The organism is Enterobacter sp. 301B (assembly GCF_003850715.1).
Lineage (GTDB): Bacteria > Pseudomonadota > Gammaproteobacteria > Enterobacterales > Enterobacteriaceae > Enterobacter > Enterobacter intestinihominis.
Genome location: NZ_PQTC01000009.1, coordinates 146264 through 171678, shown reverse-complemented (window position 1 = coordinate 171678; position 25415 = coordinate 146264). Strand labels below are relative to the sequence as shown.

Below are 25415 nucleotides of genomic sequence, written 5' to 3'. Positions count from 1 at the left end.
GAGGTTCCTGCCATGACCGTGATTTACCAGACCACCATTACCCGCATCGGCCAGAGCGCAGCCGATGCGCTGAGCGACCAGATGCTGATCACCTTCCGCGAAGGGGCGCCTGCGGATATCGAAGAGTTTTGCTTTATCCACTGCCACGGCGAGCTAAACGGCGAGCTGAAGGCCGGGAGCCAGCTTGAGCTGGGCGAGGCGCGCTATGCCGTGACCGCCGTCGGCGACGTCGCAGAACAAAACCTGCGCGAGCTGGGGCACATCACCCTGCGTTTTGACGGGCAGCCGCAGGCGGAGTATCCCGGCACGGTTCACGTTGAGGGGCCGGTTCCGCAGGCTGTCACACCAGGCTGTACGTTAAAATTTGTTGCGTAATTAAGGAGAAACACATGAGTCAGGTTGCCGTTGTCATTGGTGGGGGACAAACCTTAGGCGAGTTCCTCTGCCGTGGGCTTGCCGCAGAGGGTTACCGCGTGGCGGTTGTGGACATTCAGAGTGAAAAAGCCGCCCGCGTGGCGGACGCCATCAACACCGAGTTTGGCGAAGGGATGGCGTACGGATTTGGTGCCGACGCCACCAGCGAGCAGAGCGTGGTGGCGCTGGCCCGCGGCGTAGATGAGATATTTGGGCGTATCGACCTGCTGGTCTACAGCGCGGGGATCGCGAAAGCGGCCTTTATCAGCGATTTCGAACTGGGGGATTTTGACCGCTCGTTGCAGGTGAATCTGGTGGGCTATTTCCTCTGCGCCCGTGAGTTTTCCCGGCTGATGATCCGCGATGGTATTCAGGGGCGCATCATTCAGATCAACTCGAAATCCGGGAAAGTGGGCAGCAAGCACAACTCCGGCTACAGCGCGGCGAAGTTTGGCGGCGTGGGGCTGACGCAGTCTCTGGCGCTGGATCTGGCCGAATACGGCATCACCGTTCACTCGCTGATGCTGGGTAACCTGTTGAAATCGCCGATGTTCCAGTCCCTGCTGCCGCAGTACGCCTCCAAGCTCGGCATCAAAGCTGAAGAAGTGGAGCAGTACTACATCGACAAAGTGCCGCTCAAGCGCGGGTGTGATTATCAGGACGTGCTGAACATGCTGCTGTTTTACGCCAGCCCGAAAGCCTCGTACTGCACCGGGCAGTCGATTAACGTCACCGGTGGGCAGGTGATGTTCTGAGTTTAATCCCCGGTGGCGCTGCACTTACCGGGGCTACAACCCCCGTAGGCCGGGTAAGGCGCAGCCGCCACCCGGCAATTAAGGAGCCGATATGGTAACCGCATTAATCACCTTCGCCGCCCTCGCCTGGCTGTGCCAGATGGCGTTTGGCGGCTGGCAAATCCATCAGTTTAACCGCGCCTTTGACGCCCTGTGCCAGAAAGGCCGTGTGGGCGTCGGGCGTTCCGGCGGACGCTTCAAACCGCGGGTTGTCGTCGCTGTTGCGCTGGATGAAAACAATAAGGTCTGCGATTCCCTCATCATGCGCGGCATGACCGTCTTTGCCCGCCCGGTGAAAATCCAGGCGATCAACGGCATTTTGCTGCATGAATTACAACCTGATGTGATCTTCCCCCATGATTCACTCTGTCAGAATGCACTATCATTAGCGCTTAATCTGAAACATGGATAATTTCGTTGTGAAAGTTATAAACTTGCGGAATTATCATTTCGCAACGTAAGGAACGAAGCGCCTATGAAACCACGTCAGCGGCAGGCGGCCATACTTGAGCATCTGCAAAAGCAGGGAAAGTGCTCGGTAGAAGATCTGGCCCACTACTTTGACACCACCGGCACGACAATACGCAAGGACCTGGTGTTGCTCGAAAACTCCGGCGCCGTCATTCGTACCTACGGCGGCGTGGTGCTCAATAAAGACGAAGCCGACCCGCCTATCGATCACAAGACGCTGATTAATACGCACCAGAAAGCGCTGATTGCCGAAGCCGCGGTCAAATTTATCCAGGACGGCGATTCCATCATCCTCGACGCTGGCAGTACCGTCCTACAGATGATCCCGCTGCTCAGCCGCTTTAATAACATCACCGTGATGACCAACAGCCTGCACATCGTCAATGCCCTGTCAGAGTTCGACAGCGAGCAGACCATCCTGATGCCCGGTGGCACCTTCCGTAAAAAATCCGCGTCGTTTCACGGGCAGCTGGCGGAGAATGCCTTCGACCACTTCAGCTTCGATAAGCTGTTTATGGGCACGGACGGCATCGACCTCAACGCGGGCGTGACCACCTTCAACGAGGTGTTCAGCGTCAGCAAAGCGATGTGCAACGCCGCGCGGGAAGTGATTTTGATGGCGGACTCGTCGAAGTTTGGCCGTAAAAGCCCCAACATTGTCTGTAGCCTTGAAAGCGTCGATAAGCTGATTACCGACGCAGGTATCGATCCGGCATTTAAAAAAGCGCTGGAAGCGAAGGGCATCGACGTGATCGTAACCGGAGAGAAAAATGAGTGATTTTCTGTTAAACGCAGGCCGCCAGACTCTGCTGCTGGAGCTACAGGAAGCCAGCCGCCTGCCGGAGCGTCTGGGTGAGGATTTTGTTCGTGCAGCCAACACCATTATCCACTGCGAGGGCAAAGTGATCGTGGCGGGTATCGGTAAATCCGGTCATATCGGCAAGAAGATTGCCGCGACGCTTGCCAGCACCGGCACACCGGCGTTCTTCGTGCATCCTGCCGAAGCGCTGCATGGCGATCTGGGGATGATCGAAAGCCGCGACGTGATGCTGTTCATCTCCTACTCCGGTTCAGCCAAAGAGCTGGATCTCATCATCCCTCGCCTGCAAGAAAAATCGGTGGCCCTGTTAGCGATGACCGGCAAATCCCGTTCGCCGCTGGCGCTGGCCGCGAAAGCAACGCTGGATATTTCCGTTGAGCGCGAAGCCTGCCCGATGCACCTGGCACCGACCTCCAGCACCGTCAACACGCTGATGATGGGCGACGCGCTGGCGATGGCGGTTATGCAGGCCCGCGGCTTTAACGAAGAGGATTTCGCCCGTTCCCATCCTGCTGGCGCGCTTGGGGCACGTCTGCTCAACAAGGTTCACCATCTGATGCGCACGGACGATGCCATTCCTCAGGTCAAACTCGACACCAGCGTGATGGACGCCATGCTGGAGCTGAGCCGCACCGGGCTGGGGCTGGTTGCGGTATGCGACAACGACCGCCAGGTGAAGGGCGTCTTCACCGACGGCGACCTGCGCCGCTGGCTGGTGGGCGGCGGCAAGCTGGAGGCGCGGGTATCCGAAGCAATGACCCGGGGCGGGCTGACGCTGAATGCCGACAGCCGCGCCATTGAAGCCAAAGAGGTGCTGATGAAGCGCAAAATCACCGCCGCGCCGGTGGTGGACGAGCACGGCAGGCTGTGCGGCGCGATCAACCTGCAAGACTTCTACCAGGCGGGGATTATTTAACCCTTAAGCCCCAGACGTTTCGCCAGCCTGTGAAGGTTGGCGACGTCCATCTCCAGCGCCCGCGCGCATGCCGCCCAGCTGCGGTTATTCTGCTCCAGGGCGCGGGTGATCATCTGACGCTGGAACGCATCCGTCGCCTCGCGCAGGTTTTCGTTCACGCTCTCAGGTATCACTGGCTTCACGGACGGCGTCGTTTCCTCATGCAGCGCGAAATGGCGCGCATGGATAACCACTTCATCCCCCGAACGCGTAGCCCGCGCCAGCACCACCGCGCGGTGAATCGCATGTTCCAGTTCACGCACGTTACCCGGCCAGCCGTAGCTCAGCAGGTGCGTCCTCGCGCCGGGGCTTAGCACCACGCGGGAAAGCCCCATTTTGAGCCGACACTGTTCGCAGAAAAAGCCCGCCAGCAGCACCACATCATCGCCCCGCTCGCGCAGCGGCGGCACCGTGAGCGGGAACACGCTCAGACGGTGGAACAGATCGGCGCGGAAATTGCCCGCCAGCACCTCTTCGCGCAGATCGCGGTTCGTCGCCGCCAGCACGCGCACATCCACGCGTAAGCTGCGATCGTCACCCACGCGTTGAATATCGCCATACTGCAACACCCGCAGCAGTTTGGCCTGGAGCGAAAGGGAGAGTTCGCCAATTTCATCGAGGAACAGCGTGCCGTTATCAGCCATTTCGAACTTGCCGCTGCGGTTGCTGATCGCCCCGGTAAAGGCCCCTTTGACGTGTCCGAACAGCTCGCTTTCCGCCACGCTTTCCGGCAGCGCCGCGCAGTTGAGATACACCAGCGGGTTCACCGCACGGGGCGAGGCTTCGTGGATTGCTTTTGCCACCAGCTCTTTACCGGTGCCGGTCTCCCCGAAGATCAGCACGTTCAAATCAGACGCGGCGACAATCTCAATCTCTTTTTTAAGCTGCGCCATGCCCGGCGAAAGGCCAATCATTTCGGTGTGCGCCACCTGCTCAAACGCCGTCGGGCTACCCGGAAGAATATTCTGGCTCTCCAGCTGTTCTATCAGCAGGGCGTTGTTCAGCGCCCCGGCCGCCAGCGCGGCAATCAGCCGTAGCTCTTCGTCGCTGAAGGTATCGAACTGATCCGGCGACATGCCGTCGAGGGTTAACGCGCCAATCAGGTTCTGCCCGGCAAACAGCGGCAGGCCGATACAGGCGTGAACCTTCAGGCTTTCCTGGCCGGGGATCAGGCCGTCGTACGGATCGGGCAGATCGCTGTCTGCCGGGAAACGCACCACATCACCCGCACGGGCGATGGTTTCCAGACGCGGGTGGCCCTCCAGGGTAAAGCGCCGCCCGAGTACGTCCTTCGCCAGACCGTCGATAGCCAGCGGAATAAACTGCCGCCCTTCGTAACGCAGCAGCGCCGAGGCATCGCAATCCAGCACGTGGCGCAACGTGGAGATCAGCCGTTGAAAGCGGTCCTGATGACCAATACCGGTTTGCAGTTCTATGGCGATCTTCGCCAGCACATCTACGGAAAAGCTCATCTCTGCCTCACTGTCATTTTGACAACACATAGTGTCATATTGACAATTTTTAAGATAGTCAAAATGACTACCCATTAGGGAGAATCAAAACACAAATACATTATTTTCAATAAGTTAAAAAACTGGCACGCAACTTGATATATGACAGTCATCTTATTTGAAAACGCCGTATTAAGTTGAGGTTGCTATGTCTATTCTGGTTAAAAATAACATTCATTGGGTGGGTCAACGTGACTGGGAAGTACGTGATTTTCACGGGACGGAATACAAAACGCTGCGCGGCAGCAGCTACAACAGCTACCTCATTCGCGAAGGTAAAAACGTCCTGATCGATACCGTCGATCACAAATTCAGCCGCGAGTTCGTGCAGAACCTGCGCAGCGAAATCGATTTGAATGACATCGACTACATCATCATCAACCACGCGGAAGAGGATCACGCCGGGGCGCTGACCGAGCTGATGTCCCACATTCCGGATACCCCGATCTACTGCACCACCAACGCCATTGACTCCATCAACGGCCACCACCACCATCCAGAGTGGAACTTCCACACTGTAAAAACCGGCGACACGCTGGATATCGGCAACGGCAAACAGCTGATCTTCGTGGAAACCCCAATGCTGCACTGGCCGGACAGCATGATGACCTACATGACCGGTGACGCGGTGCTGTTCAGCAACGACGCCTTCGGCCAGCACTACTGCGACGAACGTCTGTTCAACGACGAAGTGGATCAGACCGAGCTGTTCGAACAGTGCCAGCGCTACTACGCCAACATCCTGACGCCGTTCAGCCGTCTGGTCACGCCAAAAATCACCGAGATCCTCGGCTTCAACCTGCCGGTGGATATGATTGCCACCTCCCACGGCGTGGTATGGCGTGAAAATCCAACCCAGATCGTCGAGCTGTACCTGAAGTGGGCGGCGGACTATCAGGAAGACCGCATCACCATCTTCTACGACACCATGTCCAACAACACCCGCATGATGGCGGACGCCATTGCCCAGGGCATCAACGAAGTGGACCCGAACGTGGCAGTGAAAATCTTCAACGTGGCGCGCAGCGATAAGAATGAGGTATTGACCAACGTCTTCCGCTCCAAAGGCGTGCTGGTGGGTACCTCCACCATGAATAACGTGATGATGCCGAAAATTGCCGGACTGGTGGAAGAGATGACCGGCCTGCGCTTCCGTAACAAACGCGCCAGCGCCTTTGGTTCACACGGCTGGAGCGGCGGCGCGGTAGACCGTCTCTCCACCCGTTTACAGGATGCCGGTTTTGAGATGTCCCTGAGCCTGAAGGCGAAATGGCGTCCGGATCTCGACGCGCTGGAAATCTGTCGCCAGCACGGTCGCGACATTGCCCGCCAGTGGGCGCTTGCGCCGCTGCCGGAAACCGCACCCGCCGCGGCTGCTGCGCCGGAAGCCGTAGCAGAAGCCGCTCCTGCCGCTGCCGACCTCGGCCCCTGCATGCAGTGCAGCGTCTGCCAGTGGATTTACGATCCTGAGCTGGGCGAGCCGTTGCAGGATGTCGCGCCGGGTACACCGTGGAGCGAGGTGCCGGACAACTTCCTCTGCCCGGAATGTTCCCTCGGAAAAGACGTCTTTGATGAACTGGCAACGGAGGCAAAATGAGCCACGGCATCGTCATTATCGGCTCGGGCTTTGCCGCCCGCCAGCTGGTGAAAAATATCCGCAAACAGGATGCTAACGTGCCGTTGACGGTGATCGCCGCCGACAGCATGGATGAGTACAACAAGCCTGATTTAAGCCACGTCATTAGCCAAAATCAGCGCGCCGACGATCTCACCCGCCAGACGGCGGGGGAGTTTGCAGAACAATTTAATCTGCGTCTGTTTCCGTACACCTGGGTCACCGATATCGACGCCGACGCCCACGTGGTGAACGCGAAAGATAAAACCTGGCAGTACGACAAGCTGGTGCTGGCGACGGGGGCATCCGCGTTTGTGCCGCCGGTTGAGGGCCGCGAGCTGATGGTCACGCTCAACAGTCAGCAGGAGTATCAGGCCAGCGAGACCCTGTTACGCGACGCCACACGGGTGATGATTGTCGGCGGCGGGCTGATTGGCACCGAGCTGGCGATGGACTTCTGCCGGGCGGGAAAATCCGTCACCCTGGTTGACCACGCGGCCAGCATTCTGTCAGCGCTGATGCCGGCAGAAGTAAGCAGTCGCTTACAGCATCGTCTGACCGACATGGGCGTGCATCTGCTGCTGAAATCGCAGTTGCAGAGCCTGAGTAAAACCGAAACCGGCATTTGTGCGACGCTCGACCGCACCCGCAGGGTGGAAGTGGATGTGGTTATTGCGGCGACGGGGCTGCGCCCGGAAACCGCGCTGGCGCACCGCGCAGGCGCAGAGATCAATCGCGGCGTGAAGGTAGACAGCTACCTGCAAACCACCCAGCCGGACATTTATGCCCTGGGCGACTGCGCGGAAATTAACGGCCAGGTGCTGCCGTTCCTGCAACCGATTCAGTTGAGCGCCATGTTCCTGGCGAAAAACCTGCTCGGCGGCAACGCCCCGGTGAAATTACCCGCCATGCTGGTGAAGGTAAAAACGCCGGAACTACCGCTGCATCTCGCAGGTGAAACGCAGCGTCAGGATCTGAACTGGGAGATTGCCCTTTCGGCTCAGGGCATGGTAGCTCGCGGCACCGATACTGTCGGTCAGATGCGCGCCTTTGTGGTCAGCGAAGACAGAATGAAGGAGGCCTTCGCGCTGCTGAAATCGTTACCTGCTTAACCCTCGTCATGCCGGGTGGCGCTCCGCTTACCCGGCCTACTTAACACCATAACGGCAAACCTTGTAGGCCCGCGCAAGCGTAGCGCCGCCGGGCAAAAACAGGGCTGCGTGGTTCAGGACCGCACCACCAGCGCGTCATAACCGCGCCAGCGGTAGTTCGCCATTGAGATCAGCCAGCAGGCGACAAACAGCCCGACCACCACAAACCCGGCGTCGCCCAGGTTATCGTTCACCGCGCCAATCAGATCCCACACGCCGCCGCTGAGGGCGAACTTGTCCATCAGCAGACCCAGCGCTTCCAGCCCGCCGATAAACAGCGCCACCACCACCGAAGTGCCGGTGATGGTCATGTTGTAGTAGAGCTTGCGCTGTGGCTTGTTAAACGCCCAGCCATAGGCGCCCACCATCAGCAGGTTATCGAGCGTATCCACCAGCGCCATGCCGCTGGCGAAGAGCGCCGGGAAGATCATGATCGACCACACCGACATCCCGCTGGAGGCGCTGGCGGCGGAGATCCCCAGCACGCCGATTTCGGTGGCAGTGTCAAAGCCGAGGCCAAACAGGAAGCCCACCAGATACATCTGCCAGCTTTTATTGACGAGGCGGAAGGTTTTGCCGAACAGCCAGTTCATGACGCCACCCTGGGCAGGCAGCGTGATGTCGCCCTGCACGGGCCTGCCGTGTTTCAGTGCCTGAAAACTGCGCCAGACGCCGCGCAGGATCACCATATTCACCAGCGCCATCGCCAGCAGGAAGGTGGCGGAGACGGCGGTGCCAATCAGGCTGCCGGTTTCGTGGAACCATTCCATATTTTTCTGAAACGCCGTGGCGGTGGCGGCGATGGCAATGGAGGCCAGCACCACGATGGTGGAGTGTCCGAGGGAAAACCATGCCCCCACGCCGGATGGGCGCTTGCCCTGCTGCATCATCTTACGCGTCACGGTATCAATCGCGGCGATATGGTCGGCATCCACCGCATGCCGCAGTCCGTAACACCAGGCCAGCAGGCTGGCCGCCATCAGCGCCGTACTGCCGCTAAAGGTGTGCCACGCCAGCCCCCAAGCCAGCAGGTTAGCCATCACCAGAGCCAGCAGCAGGCACGCTGCACGAGGTTCATTGCGTAAAAGTCGTAACATTTTAAATCCTTTGTGAACATGATCGGGCGGCAGCAACCACCGCCTGCCCGAAGGAGATCGCTCCGTCGCCTGCGGGCAGGCGCGAAGGAAAAAGAAGCGTGAAATCAGAAAGGTAATGACGAAAGCGCGCGCGTAGCAGGCGGTTGTGAAGGACACCTCCGCTGAAGCACACCGTAGAGAGCGACCGTCGGCGCGCATGCGTTGCCGCCAGTTCGCTCAGCCCTTTTGCCAGCGCATCGTGAAAGGCCCAGGCGCGCTCGCCGGGCTCCGCCCGCCAGGCCAGCCACTGCTGCCAGAACAGCGCAAGGTTATCCGTCTTGAGCGTCACCGGATGATCAACCCCTGCACAGCGTTCGGCCAGCGCCTCCAGCCGGCACGCGGCTTCGCCCTCATAGCGTTGCGTTTCAATGCCCAGCGCACAGGCCACGGCGTCGAACAGACGACCACAGGAGGAGGCCCGCGGCGCATTGATCCCGCGCGACACTGCCGTTGCCAGCAGCGGCCAGTTTTGACGCTGTACCGCCTCTGTTTCCGGGTACTGCTGCCAGTCAGGTACGAACGCCAGACAGTGGGCGAGCAAATTGCGCCACGGCTGTTTTGCCGCCAGATCGCCCCCCGGCAGCGCAACGGCTGGCAGACCGCCCAGCGGTTCGCAGTCGCGATAGTTCACCCGCAGGCACTCGCCGCCCCACAGCGCGCCATTCTCACCCATACCGATCCCATCCAGCGTCAGGGCAATAACATCCCCGCCGTCGAGCGGCCAGCCATTCTCCGCCAGACACGCTGCTGCATGCGCATGATGATGCAGCACGGTCTCAACGGGCAGCGCCTGCGCCCGGGCCCACTGTCGGGCGTGATATCCCGGATGGGCATCGCACACCACGCGCTCTGGCTGGAAGGCGTAGATGTCCTGCATCGTCGAGAGCGCACTGCGCCACTGCGCCTCTACGCCCTCGTCGCTCAGATCGCCAAAATGCTGGCTCGGCACCGCCTGGTTGCCACGTACCAGGCAGAAGGTATTTTTCATCTCCGCGCCGGTGCATAACATGGGCGAGATGTCGCGGAATCCGGCGGGCAATGTGATGGCATCCGGCACAAAACCGCGTGCGCGACGCAGCATCGCACCGTCCCGATCCATTACTGAATCATCCATCCGTTGCAGGATGTCGCGGTTGTGCAGCAGGAAGCCGTCAGCGATGTCACTGAGTTCTTCCAGCGCCTGCTGGTTGCTTATGGCGGGTGGATGGCCGCTGAGGTTGCCGGAGGTCATCACCAGCGGGCGCTGGCAGTCCAACATCAGCAAATGCTGGAGCGGGTTCGCAGGCAACATCACGCCAATTGTATTCAGCCCCGGCGCAATCTCCTCAGGAAACGCAGGAAGGCAGGCTTTTGGCGTCAGCACAATCGGCGCAGCGGGTGAACCTAACAGCGTCTGGATGGCCTCCGGCAGATCGTTCGCATGCGGGATCATCACCGCCAGCGGCTTGGTCGGGCGCTGCTTGCGTGCCCGCAATTTCCGAATCGCCTGTGGGTTAAGCGCGTCGCAGACCAGGTGAAATCCGCCCAGCCCTTTGACCGCCACAATCCCGCCGTTTTTCAATCTCTCCACCGCCGCGCTTAACGCCGATTCGCGGGTGGTGGCAGCATCCCCGGCTTGCCACTCCAGCTGCGGCCCGCAGTCCGGGCAGGCCACCGGCTGGGCGTGAAAACGCCGGTCAGCCGGGTTGCGGTACTCCGTTTCACAGGGCACACAGAGCGGGAATGGCGCCATTGACGTGGCCGGGCGGTCATAGGGCATGGCGCGGATAATGGTAAACCGCGGCCCGCAGTGGGTGCAGTTGATAAACGGGTAGCGATAACGGCGCTCGCGCGGATCGCGCATCTCCGCCAGGCACGCGGGACAGGTGGCGGCATCCGGGACGATTTGCGTATCCATCGCCCCGCTCTCGCTGTGGCGGATGACAAACTCATCCGGCAGCGTATTCCAGCTGTACGGCTGCGTTTCAACGCGATCGATGCGCGCCAGCGGTGGGCAGTCCTGGCGCAGTCTCGCGGTAAAGTCACCCCCACTACCCGCGAGACGCACCAGGACACCCTCTCCGTCGTTGCACACGTCGCCCGCCAGCCCCAGCTGGTGTGCAAGCTGCCAGACGAAGGGACGAAATCCTACCCCCTGCACCTTGCCGCGCACCCGAAGCTGTACGCCGTTAACGCGCATTGCAGCTTAAAACAGCAGCGATGACGAGGTGTCGAACGCCGCACGGCGGCGTTTTTCGGCACTCATCTGTTCGAGCTTATCGCGATCGACGCAGACCAGCGCATGCGTCGGACAGGCTTCCATACACGCCGGACCGGCGTCGCGGTGGTAGCAGAGGTCACATTTATTGGCTTCGGCTTTCTCCGCGCGCACGCTGAGCCCGATACCGCTGTTGCGCACCACCGGGCGAACGACCACCTCCATCGCGCCATACGGACACGCCACCACACAGGTTTTGCACCCGATGCAGCGCTCCTGCATCACATGCACGAAGCCTTTCTCGCGCTTAATCGCCCCGTTCGGACAGACGTTGGCGCACGGCGCGTCTTCGCACTGGCGACAGATAGCGGCAGTGGAAATATTCACGCCTTTAATGACGTGGATGCGCGGCAGGAAGGTATCGGGGGTCAGGGAGGCGCAATCCTGCTCCGCCTGATGGGAAACCACGCACGCCACTTCACAGGTACGGCAACCAATGCATTTGCTGGCATCGGCCATAATAAAACGGTTCATCTGCTTCTCCGGCATAACTGTTATGCGCGAAGCTATTCATAAACCGTGCCAATATTTAATGCATTGATTTTGAAGATAAATAAAAAAGAAGAGGATCTGTCATCGTCATTTGTGACGATGACAGATGTCGACGTCAGCGATGCGGGCCGTCAATGACGGAGCCGCGCAGGATAAGCTCGCCGGAAAAAGTTTGCTGAGGCTTAAACTCACCGCCGTCGAGCATGAAGATCAGGCGGCTGATGGTCTCCTGGATCATCTCCGTTACCGGAATACGCACGCTGGAGAGGGACGGCACGATATAGGGCGCGATTGCCACGTCGTCAAAGCCGATGACGGACACCGCGCCCGGCGTGGCGACGCCGCTCTCGTGCAACTGCCTGATGGCACCAATCGCCATATCGTCGTTACTCGCCACCAGCGCGGTAAACGTTTCGCCGCGGGTGAGCAGCTGAGAGACCGCCGCCGCGCCGCTGGCCGGGCTCCACTTCCCTTCGGCGATCAGCGCGTCACGCAGGGCAATGCCGTGTTGCGCCAGCGCGTCCTTGTAGCCGGAAAGACGCTCCACCCCGGTGGGGGAATCCAGCGAACCGGTGATAAACGCAATCTCCCGGTGGCCTTTCGCGATCAACTGCGATACTGCGTCCTGACACGACGCTTTATGATCGGACCAGACGCTGTGGCTGCTGTTTTTCCGCAAACGGCGGTTGAGCACCATAACCGGCTGCTCGCATTTCTCAATAATTTCGTCCAGCGCTTCCACGCTCAGAAAACGCGGGTAGATGATCACCGCGTCGCAGCGCATGTCGAGCAGGTACTGGATCGCCTCGCGCTCCTCTTCGGCGCTGTGCTTGCCGTCCGCCAGGATCAGCTGACGCCCCTTCTCTTCCGTCATCCGCGCGGCGTTAAACAGCAGCTCGCTAAAGTAGACCCCATGGTACAGGGTGTTTGTCACCACCAGCCCCAGGGTCTGGGTGCGTTTGGTCGCCAGGTTTCGCGCCAGCAGATTGGGGCGATACCCGCTCTCTTCGATGGCCTGAAACACGCGGTCTTTCGTCTCCTGGCTGACGTAACCGTTCCCCGACAGCACCCGGGAGACCGTCGCTTTCGACACGCCTGCCCGCTTCGCCACTTCCAGCATCGTGGTCATAGTGTTATTCCATTCAAAACCGATGAGCCGCAGTGTACTTCACCGCAGAAAAATTGTCGCAGCGGCGTTATCACGCTTTTTACGGCCACGAGTGATCGTCATCACGAAACGAAAAAATGCATAAAAAGTGGTCTTGTTTCATTAAAAGAAACTCATGATGATTATGTGAAACCGGTTTCCTACACTTCTCACAACGATAACAGGATCACATCCGATGGCAAAAAATTACGCTGCGCTGGCAAATGACGTGGTTAGCGCGCTGGGCGGTAAAGAGAACATCGTCGCCGTCACCCACTGCATGACGCGCCTGCGCTTCGTTCTGAAAGACGAAAGCCTTACCGACGCCGCGCGTCTGAAAAGCATCAGCGGCGTGCTCGGCGTGGTGCGCAACGACAACCAGTGCCAGGTGATCATCGGCAACACCGTATCCCAGGCATACCGTGAAGTGGTGAGCCTGCTGCCCGCCAACCTGCAACCTGCCGTAGCGGAAGGTCCACAGAAGCTTACGCTGCGCCGGATTGGCGCCGGGATCCTCGACGCGCTGATCGGCACCATGTCTCCGCTGATCCCGGCGATCATCGGCGGGTCGATGGTCAAGCTGCTGGCGATGATCCTTGAGATGACCGGCGTGCTGGGCAAAGGTGACCCGACGCTGACGATCCTGACCGTTATCGGCGACGGCGCGTTCTTCTTCCTGCCGCTGATGGTGGCGGCTTCCGCAGCGGTGAAGTTCAAAACCAACATGTCCCTGGCGATAGCCATTGCGGGCGTACTGGTTCACCCGAGCTTTATCGAGCTGATGGCGAAAGCGGCGCAGGGCGAGCATGTAGAATTTGCCTTAATTCCGGTGACGGCGGTGAAATACACCTATACCGTTATCCCGGCCCTGGTGATGACCTGGTGCCTGTCGTATATCGAACGCTGGGTGGATCGCATCACCCCGGCGGTGACCAAAAACTTCCTCAAGCCGATGCTGATCGTGTTGATTGCCGCCCCGCTCGCCATCGTGCTGATTGGCCCGCTCGGGATCTGGATCGGTAGCGCCATCTCCGCGCTGGTCTACACCATTCACGGCTATCTGGGCTGGCTCTCCGTTGCCATTATGGGCGCGCTGTGGCCGCTGCTGGTGATGACCGGGATGCACCGCGTGTTTACGCCGACCATCATCCAGACCATTGCCGAAACGGGCAAAGAAGGGATGGTGATGCCGTCGGAAATCGGCGCCAACCTGTCGCTCGGCGGTTCATCGCTGGCAGTGGCGTGGAAAACCAAAAACCCGGAGCTGCGCCAGACGGCGCTGGCGGCTGCGGCCTCCGCCATCATGGCGGGGATCTCTGAACCGGCGCTGTACGGCGTGGCGGTACGCCTGAAGCGTCCGCTGATTGCGAGCCTGATCAGCGGCTTTATCTGCGGCGCGGTAGCGGGCATGGCCGGTCTTGCCAGCCACTCCATGGCGGCGCCGGGGCTGTTCACCAGCGTGCAGTTCTTCGACCCGGCCAACCCGATGACCATCGTCTGGGTGTTTGGCGTGATGGGTCTGGCGGTGGTGCTGTCGTTCGTGCTGACCCTGCTGTTAGGGTTTGAAGATATCCCGGTAGAAGACGAAGCCGAAAAAGCACGCGCCCTGCAAACCGCACCGGTACAGAACAAAGCAGCAGAAGCATAAACTGAAAGCGAGGTAAGAATGTCTGTTTTTCCACAAGGATTTTTATGGGGCGGCGCGCTTGCCGCCAACCAGAGTGAAGGTGCTTACCGTGAAGGCGGCAAAGGACTGACGACGGTCGATATGATCCCCCACGGCGCAAACCGTCTGGCGGTAAAAGTCGGCAAGGAAAAACGGTTTTCGTTGCGTGACGACGAATTTTACCCGAGCCACGAGGCGATTGATTTTTACCATCGTTACAAAGAAGACATTGCCCTGATGGCGGAGATGGGCTTTACGGTGTTCCGCACCTCGATTGCCTGGAGCCGCCTCTACCCGAATGGCGACGAACCGTTGCCAAATCAGGAGGGCATTGCCTTCTACCGCGCGGTGTTCGAGGAGTGCAAAAAGTACAACATCGAGCCGCTGGTGACGCTCTGCCATTTCGACGTGCCGATGCACCTGGTGACGGAGTACGGCTCCTGGCGCAACCGTAAGATGGTGGATTTCTTCGCCCGCTACGCCCGCACCTGCTTCGAGGCGTTTAACGGGCTGGTGAAATACTGGCTGACCTTCAACGAAATCAACATTATGCTGCACAGCCCGTTCTCCGGCGCGGGGCTGGTGTTTGAGGAAGGGGAAAACGAAGACCAGGTGAAATACCAGGCCGCGCACCACGAGCTGGTGGCGAGCGCGCTGGCGACCAAAATCGCCCACGAGGTGAACCCGGAAAACCAGGTCGGCTGCATGCTGGCGGGCGGTAACTTCTACCCCTACTCCTGCAAGCCGGAAGACGTGTGGATGGCACTGGAGAAAGATCGCGAGAACCTGTTCTTTATCGACGTGCAGGCGCGCGGCAGCTATCCGGCCTACTCCGCCCGCGTGTTCCGCGAGAAAGGGGTGGTGATTGTGAAAGACCCCGGCGACGACGACCTGCTGAAAAACACCGTCGACTTTGTCTCGTTCAGTTATTACGCCTCGCGCTGCGCGTCGGCGGATATGAACGCGGGCAACACCAGCGCGGCGAACATCGTGAAGTCCCTGCGCAACCCGCATATTCAGGTGAGCGAGTGGGGCTGGGGCATCGACCCGCTCGGGCTGCGCATCACCATGAACATGATGTATGACCGCTACCAGAAGCCGCTGTTCCTGGTGGAAAACGGCCTCGGGGCGAAGGACGTCATTGATGAAAACGGCGAGATCAACGACGACTACCGCATCAGCTACCTGCGCGAGCATATCCGTGCGATGGGTGACGCGATTGAGGACGGCGTCCCGCTGATGGGCTACACCACCTGGGGCTGCATTGACCTGGTCTCGGCCTCAACCGGGGAGATGAGTAAGCGCTACGGGTTTGTCTACGTCGACCGCGACGACGCCGGGAACGGCACGCTGGACCGCAAGCGCAAGAAATCGTTCTGGTGGTATAAGAAGGTGATTGCGAGTAACGGGGCGGATCTGGCGTAGCCTGTTTTGCCGGGTGGCGGCGTTGCCTTACCCGGCCTACAAACTGCTCGATGCGGTTTTCACCCTCTCCCCTCTGGGGAGAGGGCCGGGGTGAGGGGCTGAAAACCCCCGTCCCCAACCCACCCGGCAAGCCGTGAATACACCACGTCCACCGCCTCTTTCACCGGCGGCGTCATCGGATAATAAAACCCGACGATGTCCGGCTGAATGCCCAGAAACAGCACCTCACCCACGTCGTCTTTAATCTGATCCACCAGGTAGTTCAGCGGCATGTTGTGGGTGGTCATCATAAACATCTCGGCGATGTCGTCCGGGTCAATCAGGCGGATCTCGCCGGGGTTGAGCCCCATATCGGTGGCATCGACGATTAACAACCTGTCCGGGCGCAGCTCGCGAATGGCCACCACGTCGTTTTCCGGCGCGCTGCCGCCGTCAATCACCACCCAGTTGCCCGGCGGGTTCGCGGCGCACATCTCCGCCAGCAGCGGGCCCGCGCCGTCGTCGCCCATCATGCTGTTGCCGACACACAGTAAAACGTCAGTCACGTAATCTCCTCACCATCAGGTAGATGGCGCTCTCCTGATGAATATCGTGCAGCATGCAGAGCAGCGTTTTGCTCCACGCCTGCTGCGCCGGGGTTTGTACGCTCAGCGCCGCGTCAAAGGCGTTGGCGAGCATCGTGATATGGTTGGCGTCTATAACGATCTCGCCGTACTTCGGCACGCCCTCCATTTTGCGCCGCGCCACGCTGCCCTCCTCCAGCGTGGCGATCCACGCCAGGTACTCGGGCCACGGGCAGCTTAGCGCCGCCTCCAGGCAGTCGATCACCCCGAGGTGGTGCCCAATCGCCAGGCTGTAATAGACCACCTGCTGCGCCGCATCCGGCGTGGCATCGTTCTCATCAATAAACTTACGGCTCAGCTGGCTGAACACCACCGTTTCACTCATCGGATACGCGCCTCATCCACAATACTGTTCAGGTTTGCCACGATCTCATTGAGACGCGGATCGTTCTCGGCCTCCAGCCAGCGCGCCACCTGATGGTCGCCCTGGCTCAGCAGGCGCAGATAATCGTCGGCAATCTGACGGCCATAGCGGTACCCCGCCAGCCTGCGCGCCGTGCGGTCGATCTTCACCCGCAGCGGCTGCACCATATCCGGGTGCAGGAGAGTGGCTGGCTGGTTGTCCAGCTCGCCCGGCTCGCGGGCGTGGATCTTCTGCTCCAGCAGGCCGAGCGCCATGGCAAAACCGTACAGCGTGGCGGCGGGCGTCGGCGGGCAGCCCGGAATGTAGACGTCCACCGGCACGATTTTGTCGGTGCCGCCCCAGACGCAGTAAAGATCGTGGAAGATGCCGCCGCTGTTGCCGCAGGCGCCGTAGGAGATGCAGATTTTCGGATCCGGCGCAGACTGCCAGGCGCGCAGCGCAGGCGAGCGCATCGCGCGGGTGACCGCGCCGGTGAACAGCAGGATATCCGCGTGGCGCGGGGACGGCACCACTTTGATGCCGAAGCGTTCGGCGTCAAACAGCGGCGACAGGGTGGCGAAGATTTCGATCTCACAGCCGTTGCAGCCGCCGCAGTCCACGCGATAGACGTAGGCCGAGCGTTTGATTTTTTTCAGCAGCGACGCCTTCATGCTGGCGATGGACTCCTCCACCGTCAGCGGTACCGGAATGCCGTTAGCGTCGCGCGGGCCGAGTAAGTTTTCCATCAGCTGGCCTCTCTCATATGACGGGTTAAATCGATGCGGTCAGACGGCAGCAGGCATTTCTGACGTTTGCACTCCGGGCAGGTTTCGAAGCTTTCACGGTGATGCTCCGCACGCACGTCGCCGTTGTGCTTCAGCAGCGCGATGGCGTAGTCGATCTCTTTTTGCACGGCGAACGGACGCTTGCAGACGCGGCAGTTGCACAGCGCAAAGCGCGACTGCTGGAGGAAATCCTCTTTTTTCCACACCGCCAGCTCGTACTCCTGAGACAGGCGAATGGCTACCGTCGGGCAGACCTCCTCGCAGCGGCCGCAGAAGATGCAGCGCCCGAGGTTAAATTGCCAGGCCAGCTCGCCGGTTTTCAGGTCCGTTTCCACCGTTAAGGCATTCGACGGGCAGGCGTTGACGCAGGCCGCGCAGCCGATGCACTGCTGCGGGTTGTGCTCCGGCTTGCCGCGAAAGTTTTTATCCACTGGCATCGGCTCCAGCGGATAACTGCTGGTCTGCGCGCCGGTTTTGATCACTTTTTTGATAAAGGTAAACATGACGAGTCCTTATTTCAGCGGCGAGTTCTTACGCTCGATGCTGTAGCGCTCAAGCTCTTTGTAGGGCACCACCTGGCTTTTCTTCTTGCGCACGTCCACGACGGTCATGCGGTCGGTGCAGGAGTAGCACGGATCGAGGCTGCCGATGATCAGCGGCGCGTCAGAGACGGTGTTACCGCGCAGCATGTAGCGCAGGGTTGGCCAGTTGGCGTAGGTCGCCGCACGGCAGCGCCAGCGGTAGAGCTTCTGGTTGTCGCCGGTCATGCTCCAGTGAATGTCATCCCCGCGCGGCGCTTCGGCGAATCCGAGGGCAAAGCGGTTTGGAATGTAGGTGAAGCCTTCCACCATCAGCGGGCCGCCCGGCAGGTTATCAAGGCCGTAGTCGATCATGTTCAGCGCGGTAAACACCTCGTTGATGCGCACCTTCAGGCGGGAGATGACGTCGCAGCCCTGCTCGCTGTGCACGGTCATCGGCAGCAGGCCGTAGCCGACGAACGGGTGATCGGCGCGGGTGTCGCGGGCGTGGCCGCTGGCGCGCACCATCGGGCCGACGTTGCTGAAGTCGCGGGCGATTTCAGGGTCAAGACGACCAATCCCGACGGTGCGCTGCTCGATGTTTGGCGTGCTGAGCAGCATGTCCACCAGCTCCTGCACGTCGCGGCGCATCTGCTGCGCCAGCTGGCGGGTCTGGATCATGTCGTCTTTCAGCAGGTTGCGGCGGATCCCGCCGATCAGGTTCAGGCCGTAGGTTTTACGCGCCCCGGTGAGGATCTCCGCCATCTTCATTGATGCCTCACGCACGCGGAAGAACTGCATAAACCCGGAGTCAAAGCCGACGAAGTGGCAGGCCAGGCCGAGGTTCAGCAGGTGTGAGTGCAGGCGTTCCACCTCCAGCAGAATGGCGCGGATCATCTGCGCGCGTTCCGGCACCACGATCCCCATGCCGTTCTCCACCGAGGTGGTGTAGGCGGTGCTGTGGGCAAAGCCGCAGATGCCGCACACGCGGTCAGAAAGAAACGTGACTTCGTTGTAGCCCATGCGGGTCTCCGCCAGCTTCTCCATGCCGCGGTGGACGTAGAACAGGCGGTAGTCGGCGTCGATAATGTTTTCGCCGTCGACGAACAGGCGGAAGTGGCCCGGTTCGTCGGAGGTGACGTGCAGCGGGCCGATCGGCACCACATTATTCTTCTTGCTGCCCAGCTCGTTGATGAACTCGTAGGTTTCGCTGTCGGTTGTCGGGGCCGGACGCTGGCGGTAGTCCATGCTGTCCTTGCGCAGCGGATAGAGTTCATCCGGCCAGTCGTCCGGCAGCACCAGACGACGCTCGTCAGGCAGACCAACCGGCACCAGGCCGTACATGTCGCGCACTTCGCGCTCGCCCCAGACGGCGGCGGGTACGCGCGGCGTGACGGACGGGTACTCCGGCTTGTTCGGGTCAACTTCGACGCGCACGGTGAGCCAGCACTTCTCGCCCTGCTCCATCGACATCACGTAGTACACCGCATAGTTGCCGCACAGCTGACGCTCGTCGTTGCCGAACAGCACCGACAGCCAGCCGCCCTGCTGGTAGTAGAGAAACTCCACCACTTCCGGCAGATAGTTCACCTTAATGGTGACGGTTACCTGGTCTTTGGTTTGCCAGGACTCCTCCAGCACCACGCCCGGGAAAGCCTGATGCAACGCGGCGAGATACTGCTGACCTTTCTTTTCTTCAGACATAAACACTCTCTTTAATCACGCCACCAGCAATGAGACGAACGCTAAAAATGCAAAACCAAAACCAGCCCAGGTAATGCGTGACGTTTCGACAAAACGCAGGCGCGCCATGCTGTTTTCAAATAGGGCAATCACCAGCACGCCGATAAGCAGCTTGAGCGCAGCCACCACAACGGCCAGCAGCAGGCCGCCCGCAGAGAAGTGCGTCATCTGCCCCCACGGGAAGAAAACGCCGACGAACATCTGCAACACCACCAGCTGCTTGAGGCTGATGCCCCACTTCAGCACCGCAAAGCCGTAGCCGCTGTACTCGGTGAGTGGCCCCTCCTGCAATTCCTGCTCCGCTTCCGCGAGATCGAACGGCAGCTTGCCCATCTCGATAAAGGTGGCGAACGCGCAGGCGCAGAGCGCCAGCACCAGCGGGAGCGAACGTGAAACCGGCCAGTGGTAAACGGTGTCGGTGATGAAACTGATGTGGGTCGAGCCAGCAACCTGCGCGGCGACCCACAGCCCCAGCAGCAGAATTGGCTCAACCAGCACGCCGAGCATCGCCTCACGACTGGCGCCGATACCCGTAAACGGGCTGCCGGTGTCCAGGCCCGCAATCGCAAAGAAGAAACGCGCGATGGCGAAGAGGTAGATCAGCGTAATCAGATCGCCAAGCACGGGCAGCGGCGAGCCCACCGTCACTACCGGCAGCGCGGTGGCGATGGTCAGCATCACGCCGACCATCACGAACGGCGTCAGGCGGAACACCCAACCTGCGGCATCCGGCGCGACGCTCTGACGGGAGAGCAGCTTGAAGAGATCGCGGTACTCCTGGAGCACGCCAGGCCCGCGACGGTTGTGTAGCCGGGCGCGCGCCACGCGCGTGATGCCCGACAGCAGCGGCGCGGCGGCAAACAGCACCAGCGCCTGAAGAATTGCCAGTAACAAACTCATGTCAGGCTCCTCGTGAAATGACAATCACCACCAGCACCGCCAGCTCGATCAGCGCCAGGCGGCGGAACAGCACGGGCACGGCGGCACTCTGCCAGCCCGGCACCCAGCCCACCGGGTTCAGCCAGTGGCGCAGCTTCAGCACGGCGGCGAAGTTCTCCTTCACCGGCATGGCGAAACCGTGGGCGGTGATGACCATCGACTGCTCGTGTTCGTAGCCGCAGGCCCACGCCGCGTCGCGCGAGCGGGAGGCGAGACGGTCGCGTCTGAAGAACAGCATCAGCACGAACGGCAGGAGCGGCGCGGCAATCAGCAGCAGCGCCATCATCGGCTGGGACACGACGGTATGCGCCGTAGCCAGCGGCAGCGGAATGGCGTGGCCCAGAAGCGGCAGCAGCCACGGCGCGGCAACCCCACCTGCGATACAGCACAGCGCCAGCGCGACCACGCTGGTGGCCATCAGCACCGGGGCGCAACAGGCGTTTTCCGCTTCGCGGGTGCGCGGCGCGCCCAGGAAGGTGACGCCGTAAACCTTCGCCATACACATCACCGCCAGCGCCCCGGTAATCGCCAGCCCAACCGCCAGCAGCGGGCCGAGCAGCCGCGCGATAAACGCGTCGCTCTGGCCGAGCGCGAAGAAGGATTGATAGATCACCCACTCCCCGGCAAAGCCGTTCAGCGGCGGAAGCGCGGCCATCGCCATCAGCCCGACCAGCATCGCCAGCGAAATGACGGGCATTTTTTTGCCAATCCCGCCGAGCTTTTCAATATCGCGGTGCCCGGTGCGGAACCAGACGCTGCCCGCCCCGAGGAACAGGGTGCTTTTAAACAGGCTGTGGTTGATAAGGTGATACAGACCGCCAATAAACCCGGCGGCAATCAGCGCCGGCTGGTTGAGCGCCAGCCCGCTGACGCCCGCGCCCATGCCGAGCAGGATGATGCCGATATTCTCCAGGGTGTGGTACGCCAGCAGGCGCTGGATGTTATGCTCCATCAGGGCGTACAGCCCGCCGACAAATGCGGTGATCATCCCCGCAATCAGCAGCGCCACGCCCCACCACAGCGGCGGCTGGCCGCCCGTCAGGGTTATCGTCAGGATGCCGAACAGACCGACCTTCATCACCACGGTGGAGAACAGCGCGGCAGCCGGGGCCGAGGCATTGGCATGCGCCTGCGGCACCCAGCCGTGCAGCGGGATAATCCCGGCCAGCAGGCCAAAACCGACTACGCCCAACAGCCAGACGTCATTCCCCAGCGGCTGGCCGTTAAGCACGGCAAAGTCCAGCGTGCCGAAACGCTGCCACACCAGCCAGCAGGCCAGCGCCAGCAGCAGCGTGCCGAGTCGTCCGAGCGCAAACCACAGCTTGCCGGAGGCGCTGCATCCGGTCAGGAACACGCCGCACAGGGCCATGATTTCAGCCATCACCACCAGCGCGCCGAGGTTGCTGGCGACAACAGTGCAGACCGCGGCGGCCATCAACAGGTTAACCAGCAGGCCGTTGGCGTTGGTGTGCTGATGGCGGTGCCAGTCGATATTAAACAGGCTGATAAACAGCCCACACAGACCAAAGGTGACCAGCCAGATGGCATTTAGCGGCGTAAGCTCAACGGCGTGGTGGATCAGCGGGATGAGGGTGTCGACGGATTGGCCGTCGATCAGGACAACGCCGCCCGCCGCCAGCGTCATCAGGCTGCCGACCGCTCCGCCGATACCGGCGATCCAGCCGCTCAGCGTTTTATGGAAGGAGAGGAGCAGCGCCAGGACAGCGGCGGCGGCAAACCAGGCCACGCCGCTGGTCATCATAACTATCGCGTTCATTTCGCCCCCTCGTTAAGCGCCCGCAGCAGCGAAAGATCGCCGACGTCAGTATTGATGGTCAGCTCGCGCTTGCGTTTGCTGGTGCGGGCGATGTCGCGAATATTAACCAGAATTAACGCTTTGGTCGGACAGGTGCGCACGCAGGCCGGACCTTGTTCATCGAAGCTGCACAGGTCGCACTTCACCGCGACGGCGCGAATGCCCGGCACCCAGTCCAGCAGCGTGCTCACGCGTGCCGGTGCCGGCGGCGCAGGCGGCGCTTTCGGGGTGTTGGCATTCGCCGGAATATGCAGCGGACGGCTGCCGGAAAACTCAATGGCACCAAACGGACAGGCGATGCCGCACAGCTTGCAGCTCACGCACAGGCTTTCGTTCAGCTGTACCGCGCCGTCAACGCGGGTGATGGCATTGACGGGACAGACGCCCGCGCATGGCGCGTCTTCACAGTGGTGACAGAGCTGCGGGGCAGACTCTTTCTCATTACGCATGACGCGCAGGCGCGGCATGGACTGTAGCCCGTGCAGGCGGTGTGTTTCCGAGCACGCCGCCTCACAGGTTCGACAGCCAATACAGACCGTCGAGTCAGCAATTACAAAACGGTTCACCGGGTCATCCTCTGGTGATGGTCATTTTTGACGAAAAAAACTGTCTTATCGACACTTCTCGACACTCGCTCTTCAGGCCACGTTCGCGGAGGATTTTCCGTCGATCAGCTGTTTCAGATTGATCGGCTGATCGTGCTCAACGGCAGCGTAGAGGCCGTTATAAACCGGCGCGATTTTCTCCAGATAGTGCTCCAGCACCTGCTGGCGATCGCGGGTGCTGACGTGACCGTCCACCATGCCGTCGGCCATCAGTTGAGCTTTCGCAATACACTGTTTTTCACCTTCTTTTGTCTCAACGTAATACTCAATGGTGTGGCTGTTGAAGCTCTCCGCCAGGGTGACAAAAATCGTGAAGTGTCCAAACAACACAAAGCGCATATCCCCCTGCGCCGCGCAGCTCATGGCATGGTGCAGACGGGCTTTTGACAGGGTGATCCCCTGAATCAGAGAGTTGCAGTAGAGGTGCCACTGATCCTGAAGCTGCTGATGACGTTGCGCGATGTAATCCGCTTTTTCGCTAATTTCCCAAATAGTCATAAAAGGTATCCGGTTAATGGAGTTAGCGGCTGTTAAGCAGATTTCGTGCCAGTTTTTAATTTATTGATTTAAATGGATTTTAAAGAGATGCGCACTGTCACCGCCGCGGTGTCGACGTGTCATTTCGACAGCGTTGACATCGTCACGCCGTAACGCAAATCAAGCTGGCACTGTTATTGCATTAAAGGGGCAATTCATTAAGGAGGCGTCATGCACGAAATCACCCTCTGCCAGCGGGCACTGGAACTTATCGAACAGCAGGCTGTGCAGAACCATGCGAAGCGCGTGACCGGCGTCTGGCTGAAGGTCGGGGCGTTTTCCTGCGTCGAGACCGGCGCCCTCACCTTCTGTTTTGAGCTGGTGTGCCGCGGCACGCTGGCGGAGGGTTGCGCACTGCATATCGAGGAGCAGCAGGCGGAGTGCTGGTGCGAGCAGTGTCAGCAGTACGTCACGCTGCTGTCATCGAAGGTACAGCGCTGTCCGCAGTGCCAGAGCAGCGGGCTGCGCATCGTGGCGGATGACGGTATGCAGATCCAACGCCTCGAAATCGAGAAGGAGTAATGTATGTGTAGTACCTGCGGTTGCGCTGAAGGCAACCTGTATATAGAAGGGGATGAACACCGCCCCCACTCCGCGTTTCGCTCCGCGCCCTTTTCTCCTGCCCCGCGTCCCGCGGCGGCATTGACCGGCATCACCTTTGCGCCACAACGTTCAGACGCGGGCGACCTGCATTACGGCCACGGCGAAGCGGGCACCCACGCGCCGGGCATCAGCCAGCGCGAGATGCTGGAGGTGGAGATCAATGTGCTGGACAAAAATAACCAGCTCGCCGCCCGCAATCGCGCCCGCTTTGCCGCCCGTCAACAGCTGGTACTGAACCTGGTCTCCAGCCCCGGCTCCGGTAAAACCACCCTGCTGACCGAAACCCTCAAACGACTGAATAAACGTGTCTCCTGCGCCGTTATCGAAGGCGATCAGCAAACGGTAAACGACGCGGCGCGCATCCGCGAAACCGGTACGCCCGCGATTCAGGTCAACACCGGCAAGGGCTGCCACCTGGATGCGCAGATGATTGCCGACGCCGCCCCGCGCCTGCCGCTGGCGGATAACGGCATCCTGTTTATTGAAAACGTCGGCAACCTGGTCTGCCCGGCAAGCTTCGACCTCGGCGAGCGGCATAAAGTGGCGGTGCTCTCCGTGACCGAAGGGGAAGACAAGCCGCTGAAGTATCCACATATGTTTGCCGCCGCCTCCCTCATGCTGCTGAACAAAGTCGACCTGCTGCCGTACCTGAATTTCGACGTGGATAAGTGCCTGGCTTACGCCCGGGAAGTGAACCCGGACATTGAGATCCTGCTGGTTTCCGCCACGCACGGCGACGGGATGGATGCCTGGCTGAACTGGCTGGAGAGCGAACGATGTGCATAGGCGTCCCCGGACAAATTCATTCGATCGACGGCAATCAGGCCAAAGTGGAGGTCTGCGGCATCCTGCGCGATGTCGATCTGACGCTGGTTGGCAGCCACGATGAGACCGGCGCATCGCGTCTCGGCCAGTGGGTGCTGGTCCACGTGGGGTTTGCCATGAGCGTGATTAATGAGGAAGAAGCACGCGACACGCTGGACGCGCTACAGAATATGTTCGACGTTGAGCCGGACGTGGGTGCCCTGCTGTATGGTGAGGAACGATAA

26 protein-coding genes are annotated in these 25415 nt (G+C 60.4%); 12 read left to right on the top strand and 14 right to left on the bottom strand.

Annotation, left to right across the window (positions count from 1 at the left end; all coding sequences use genetic code 11):
- Window positions 1–12: 12 nt before the first annotated feature.
- The 5 genes from srlB (at window position 13) to gutQ (ending at window position 3415) form a co-directional block, all read left to right on the top strand.
- Window positions 13–375 (top strand): PTS glucitol/sorbitol transporter subunit IIA, encoded by a 363-nt coding sequence (gene srlB, locus C3451_RS12515; protein WP_022649147.1) that lies wholly within the window; start codon window positions 13–15, stop codon window positions 373–375.
- Window positions 376–389: 14 nt separating this feature from the next.
- Window positions 390–1169: a sorbitol-6-phosphate dehydrogenase gene (gene srlD, locus C3451_RS12510; protein ID WP_023306810.1), complete on the top strand. Its 780-nt coding sequence runs from the start codon at window positions 390–392 to the stop codon at window positions 1167–1169.
- Between the two features lie 91 nt (window positions 1170–1260).
- Entirely contained in the window at window positions 1261–1620 is a 360-nt protein-coding gene (gutM, locus tag C3451_RS12505) for a transcriptional regulator GutM (protein WP_045308760.1), read from the top strand.
- A 63-nt stretch (window positions 1621–1683) separates the two neighbouring features.
- Window positions 1684–2457 carry a DNA-binding transcriptional repressor gene (locus tag C3451_RS12500; protein WP_015571676.1) on the top strand — a complete coding sequence of 258 codons (774 nt, stop codon included), beginning with the start codon at window positions 1684–1686 and terminating at the stop codon, window positions 2455–2457.
- Window positions 2450–3415, top strand: coding sequence for an arabinose-5-phosphate isomerase GutQ (gene gutQ, locus C3451_RS12495; protein WP_023298458.1), 966 nt, complete (start codon window positions 2450–2452; stop codon window positions 3413–3415). Before C3451_RS12500 ends, gutQ begins: the two co-directional genes overlap by 8 nt.
- Here gutQ and norR read toward each other — a convergent pair.
- Complete coding sequence (norR, locus tag C3451_RS12490; RefSeq protein ID WP_023298459.1) at window positions 3412–4926, bottom strand: nitric oxide reductase transcriptional regulator NorR; 1515 nt, start codon at window positions 4924–4926, stop codon at window positions 3412–3414. The genes gutQ and norR overlap by 4 nt on opposite strands.
- 187 nt (window positions 4927–5113) lie before the next feature.
- On the opposite strand from norR, the gene norV reads away from it, so the two are divergent.
- Window positions 5114–6562, top strand: a complete 1449-nt coding sequence (gene norV / locus C3451_RS12485) for an anaerobic nitric oxide reductase flavorubredoxin (RefSeq protein ID WP_022649152.1) — start codon at window positions 5114–5116, stop codon at window positions 6560–6562.
- Window positions 6559–7692, top strand: a complete 1134-nt coding sequence (norW, locus tag C3451_RS12480; protein WP_045621622.1) for an NADH:flavorubredoxin reductase NorW — start codon at window positions 6559–6561, stop codon at window positions 7690–7692. The genes norV and norW overlap by 4 nt, the downstream gene beginning before the upstream one ends.
- A 113-nt stretch (window positions 7693–7805) precedes the next feature.
- Here the strand turns inward: norW and C3451_RS12475 are convergent, their stop codons facing one another.
- The 4 genes from C3451_RS12475 to C3451_RS12460 all read right to left on the bottom strand — a co-directional run bounded on the left by C3451_RS12475 (window position 7806) and on the right by C3451_RS12460 (window position 12745).
- Window positions 7806–8828, bottom strand: a complete 1023-nt coding sequence (locus C3451_RS12475) for a HoxN/HupN/NixA family nickel/cobalt transporter (RefSeq protein WP_045308758.1) — start codon at window positions 8826–8828, stop codon at window positions 7806–7808.
- Between the two features lies 1 nt (window position 8829).
- Window positions 8830–11046, bottom strand: a complete 2217-nt coding sequence (gene hypF, locus C3451_RS12470) for a carbamoyltransferase HypF (protein WP_045621620.1) — start codon at window positions 11044–11046, stop codon at window positions 8830–8832.
- 6 nt (window positions 11047–11052) lie between these two features.
- Window positions 11053–11598: an electron transport protein HydN gene (hydN, locus tag C3451_RS12465; RefSeq protein WP_017382793.1), complete on the bottom strand. Its 546-nt coding sequence runs from the start codon at window positions 11596–11598 to the stop codon at window positions 11053–11055.
- Between the two features lie 133 nt (window positions 11599–11731).
- Complete coding sequence (locus tag C3451_RS12460) at window positions 11732–12745, bottom strand: LacI family DNA-binding transcriptional regulator (protein ID WP_045621617.1); 1014 nt, start codon at window positions 12743–12745, stop codon at window positions 11732–11734.
- Window positions 12746–12959: 214 nt separating this feature from the next.
- On the opposite strand from C3451_RS12460, the gene ascF reads away from it, so the two are divergent.
- Together ascF and C3451_RS12450 are read left to right on the top strand one after the other, a co-directional pair.
- Complete coding sequence (ascF, locus tag C3451_RS12455; protein ID WP_022649157.1) at window positions 12960–14411, top strand: PTS cellobiose/arbutin/salicin transporter subunit IIBC; 1452 nt, start codon at window positions 12960–12962, stop codon at window positions 14409–14411.
- Window positions 14412–14429: 18 nt separating this feature from the next.
- Window positions 14430–15854: a 6-phospho-beta-glucosidase gene (locus tag C3451_RS12450; RefSeq protein WP_023298466.1), complete on the top strand. Its 1425-nt coding sequence runs from the start codon at window positions 14430–14432 to the stop codon at window positions 15852–15854.
- 59 nt (window positions 15855–15913) lie between these two features.
- Here the strand turns inward: C3451_RS12450 and hycI are convergent, their stop codons facing one another.
- The 9 genes from hycI to hycA form a co-directional block, all read right to left on the bottom strand.
- Complete coding sequence (gene hycI, locus C3451_RS12445; RefSeq protein WP_022649159.1) at window positions 15914–16399, bottom strand: hydrogenase maturation peptidase HycI; 486 nt, start codon at window positions 16397–16399, stop codon at window positions 15914–15916.
- Window positions 16392–16802 (bottom strand): formate hydrogenlyase maturation HycH family protein, encoded by a 411-nt coding sequence (locus C3451_RS12440; protein WP_045620863.1) that lies wholly within the window; start codon window positions 16800–16802, stop codon window positions 16392–16394. Before C3451_RS12440 ends, hycI begins: the two co-directional genes overlap by 8 nt.
- A complete protein-coding gene (locus tag C3451_RS12435; protein WP_022649161.1) occupies window positions 16799–17566 on the bottom strand; it encodes an NADH-quinone oxidoreductase subunit B family protein in 768 nt (255 codons plus the stop codon). The genes C3451_RS12440 and C3451_RS12435 overlap by 4 nt, the downstream gene beginning before the upstream one ends.
- On the bottom strand, window positions 17566–18108 hold the full coding sequence (locus C3451_RS12430) for a formate hydrogenlyase complex iron-sulfur subunit (protein WP_022649162.1): 543 nt from the start codon (window positions 18106–18108) through the stop codon (window positions 17566–17568). Before C3451_RS12430 ends, C3451_RS12435 begins: the two co-directional genes overlap by 1 nt.
- A 9-nt stretch (window positions 18109–18117) precedes the next feature.
- Entirely contained in the window at window positions 18118–19827 is a 1710-nt protein-coding gene (gene hycE / locus C3451_RS12425) for a formate hydrogenlyase subunit HycE (RefSeq protein ID WP_124304318.1), read from the bottom strand.
- Between the two features lie 15 nt (window positions 19828–19842).
- Window positions 19843–20766, bottom strand: coding sequence for a respiratory chain complex I subunit 1 family protein (locus tag C3451_RS12420; RefSeq protein WP_032625965.1), 924 nt, complete (start codon window positions 20764–20766; stop codon window positions 19843–19845).
- A gap of 1 nt (window position 20767) precedes the next feature.
- Entirely contained in the window at window positions 20768–22582 is a 1815-nt protein-coding gene (gene hycC / locus C3451_RS12415; RefSeq protein ID WP_045620862.1) for a formate hydrogenlyase subunit 3, read from the bottom strand.
- Window positions 22579–23187, bottom strand: coding sequence for a 4Fe-4S dicluster domain-containing protein (locus C3451_RS12410; RefSeq protein ID WP_022649166.1), 609 nt, complete (start codon window positions 23185–23187; stop codon window positions 22579–22581). Before C3451_RS12410 ends, hycC begins: the two co-directional genes overlap by 4 nt.
- Window positions 23188–23259: 72 nt before the next feature.
- Entirely contained in the window at window positions 23260–23724 is a 465-nt protein-coding gene (gene hycA, locus C3451_RS12405; protein ID WP_022649167.1) for a formate hydrogenlyase regulator HycA, read from the bottom strand.
- Between the two features lie 210 nt (window positions 23725–23934).
- Here hycA and hypA point away from each other — a divergent pair, with 210 nt between their 5' ends.
- The 3 genes from hypA to C3451_RS12385 are packed head-to-tail and all read left to right on the top strand — an operon-like array spanning window position 23935 to window position 25415.
- Window positions 23935–24285 carry a hydrogenase maturation nickel metallochaperone HypA gene (gene hypA, locus C3451_RS12395; RefSeq protein ID WP_045620861.1) on the top strand — a complete coding sequence of 117 codons (351 nt, stop codon included), beginning with the start codon at window positions 23935–23937 and terminating at the stop codon, window positions 24283–24285.
- A 3-nt stretch (window positions 24286–24288) separates the two neighbouring features.
- Entirely contained in the window at window positions 24289–25152 is an 864-nt protein-coding gene (gene hypB, locus C3451_RS12390) for a hydrogenase nickel incorporation protein HypB (protein ID WP_023306822.1), read from the top strand.
- Window positions 25143–25415, top strand: a complete 273-nt coding sequence (locus C3451_RS12385; RefSeq protein WP_003862132.1) for a HypC/HybG/HupF family hydrogenase formation chaperone — start codon at window positions 25143–25145, stop codon at window positions 25413–25415. Before hypB ends, C3451_RS12385 begins: the two co-directional genes overlap by 10 nt.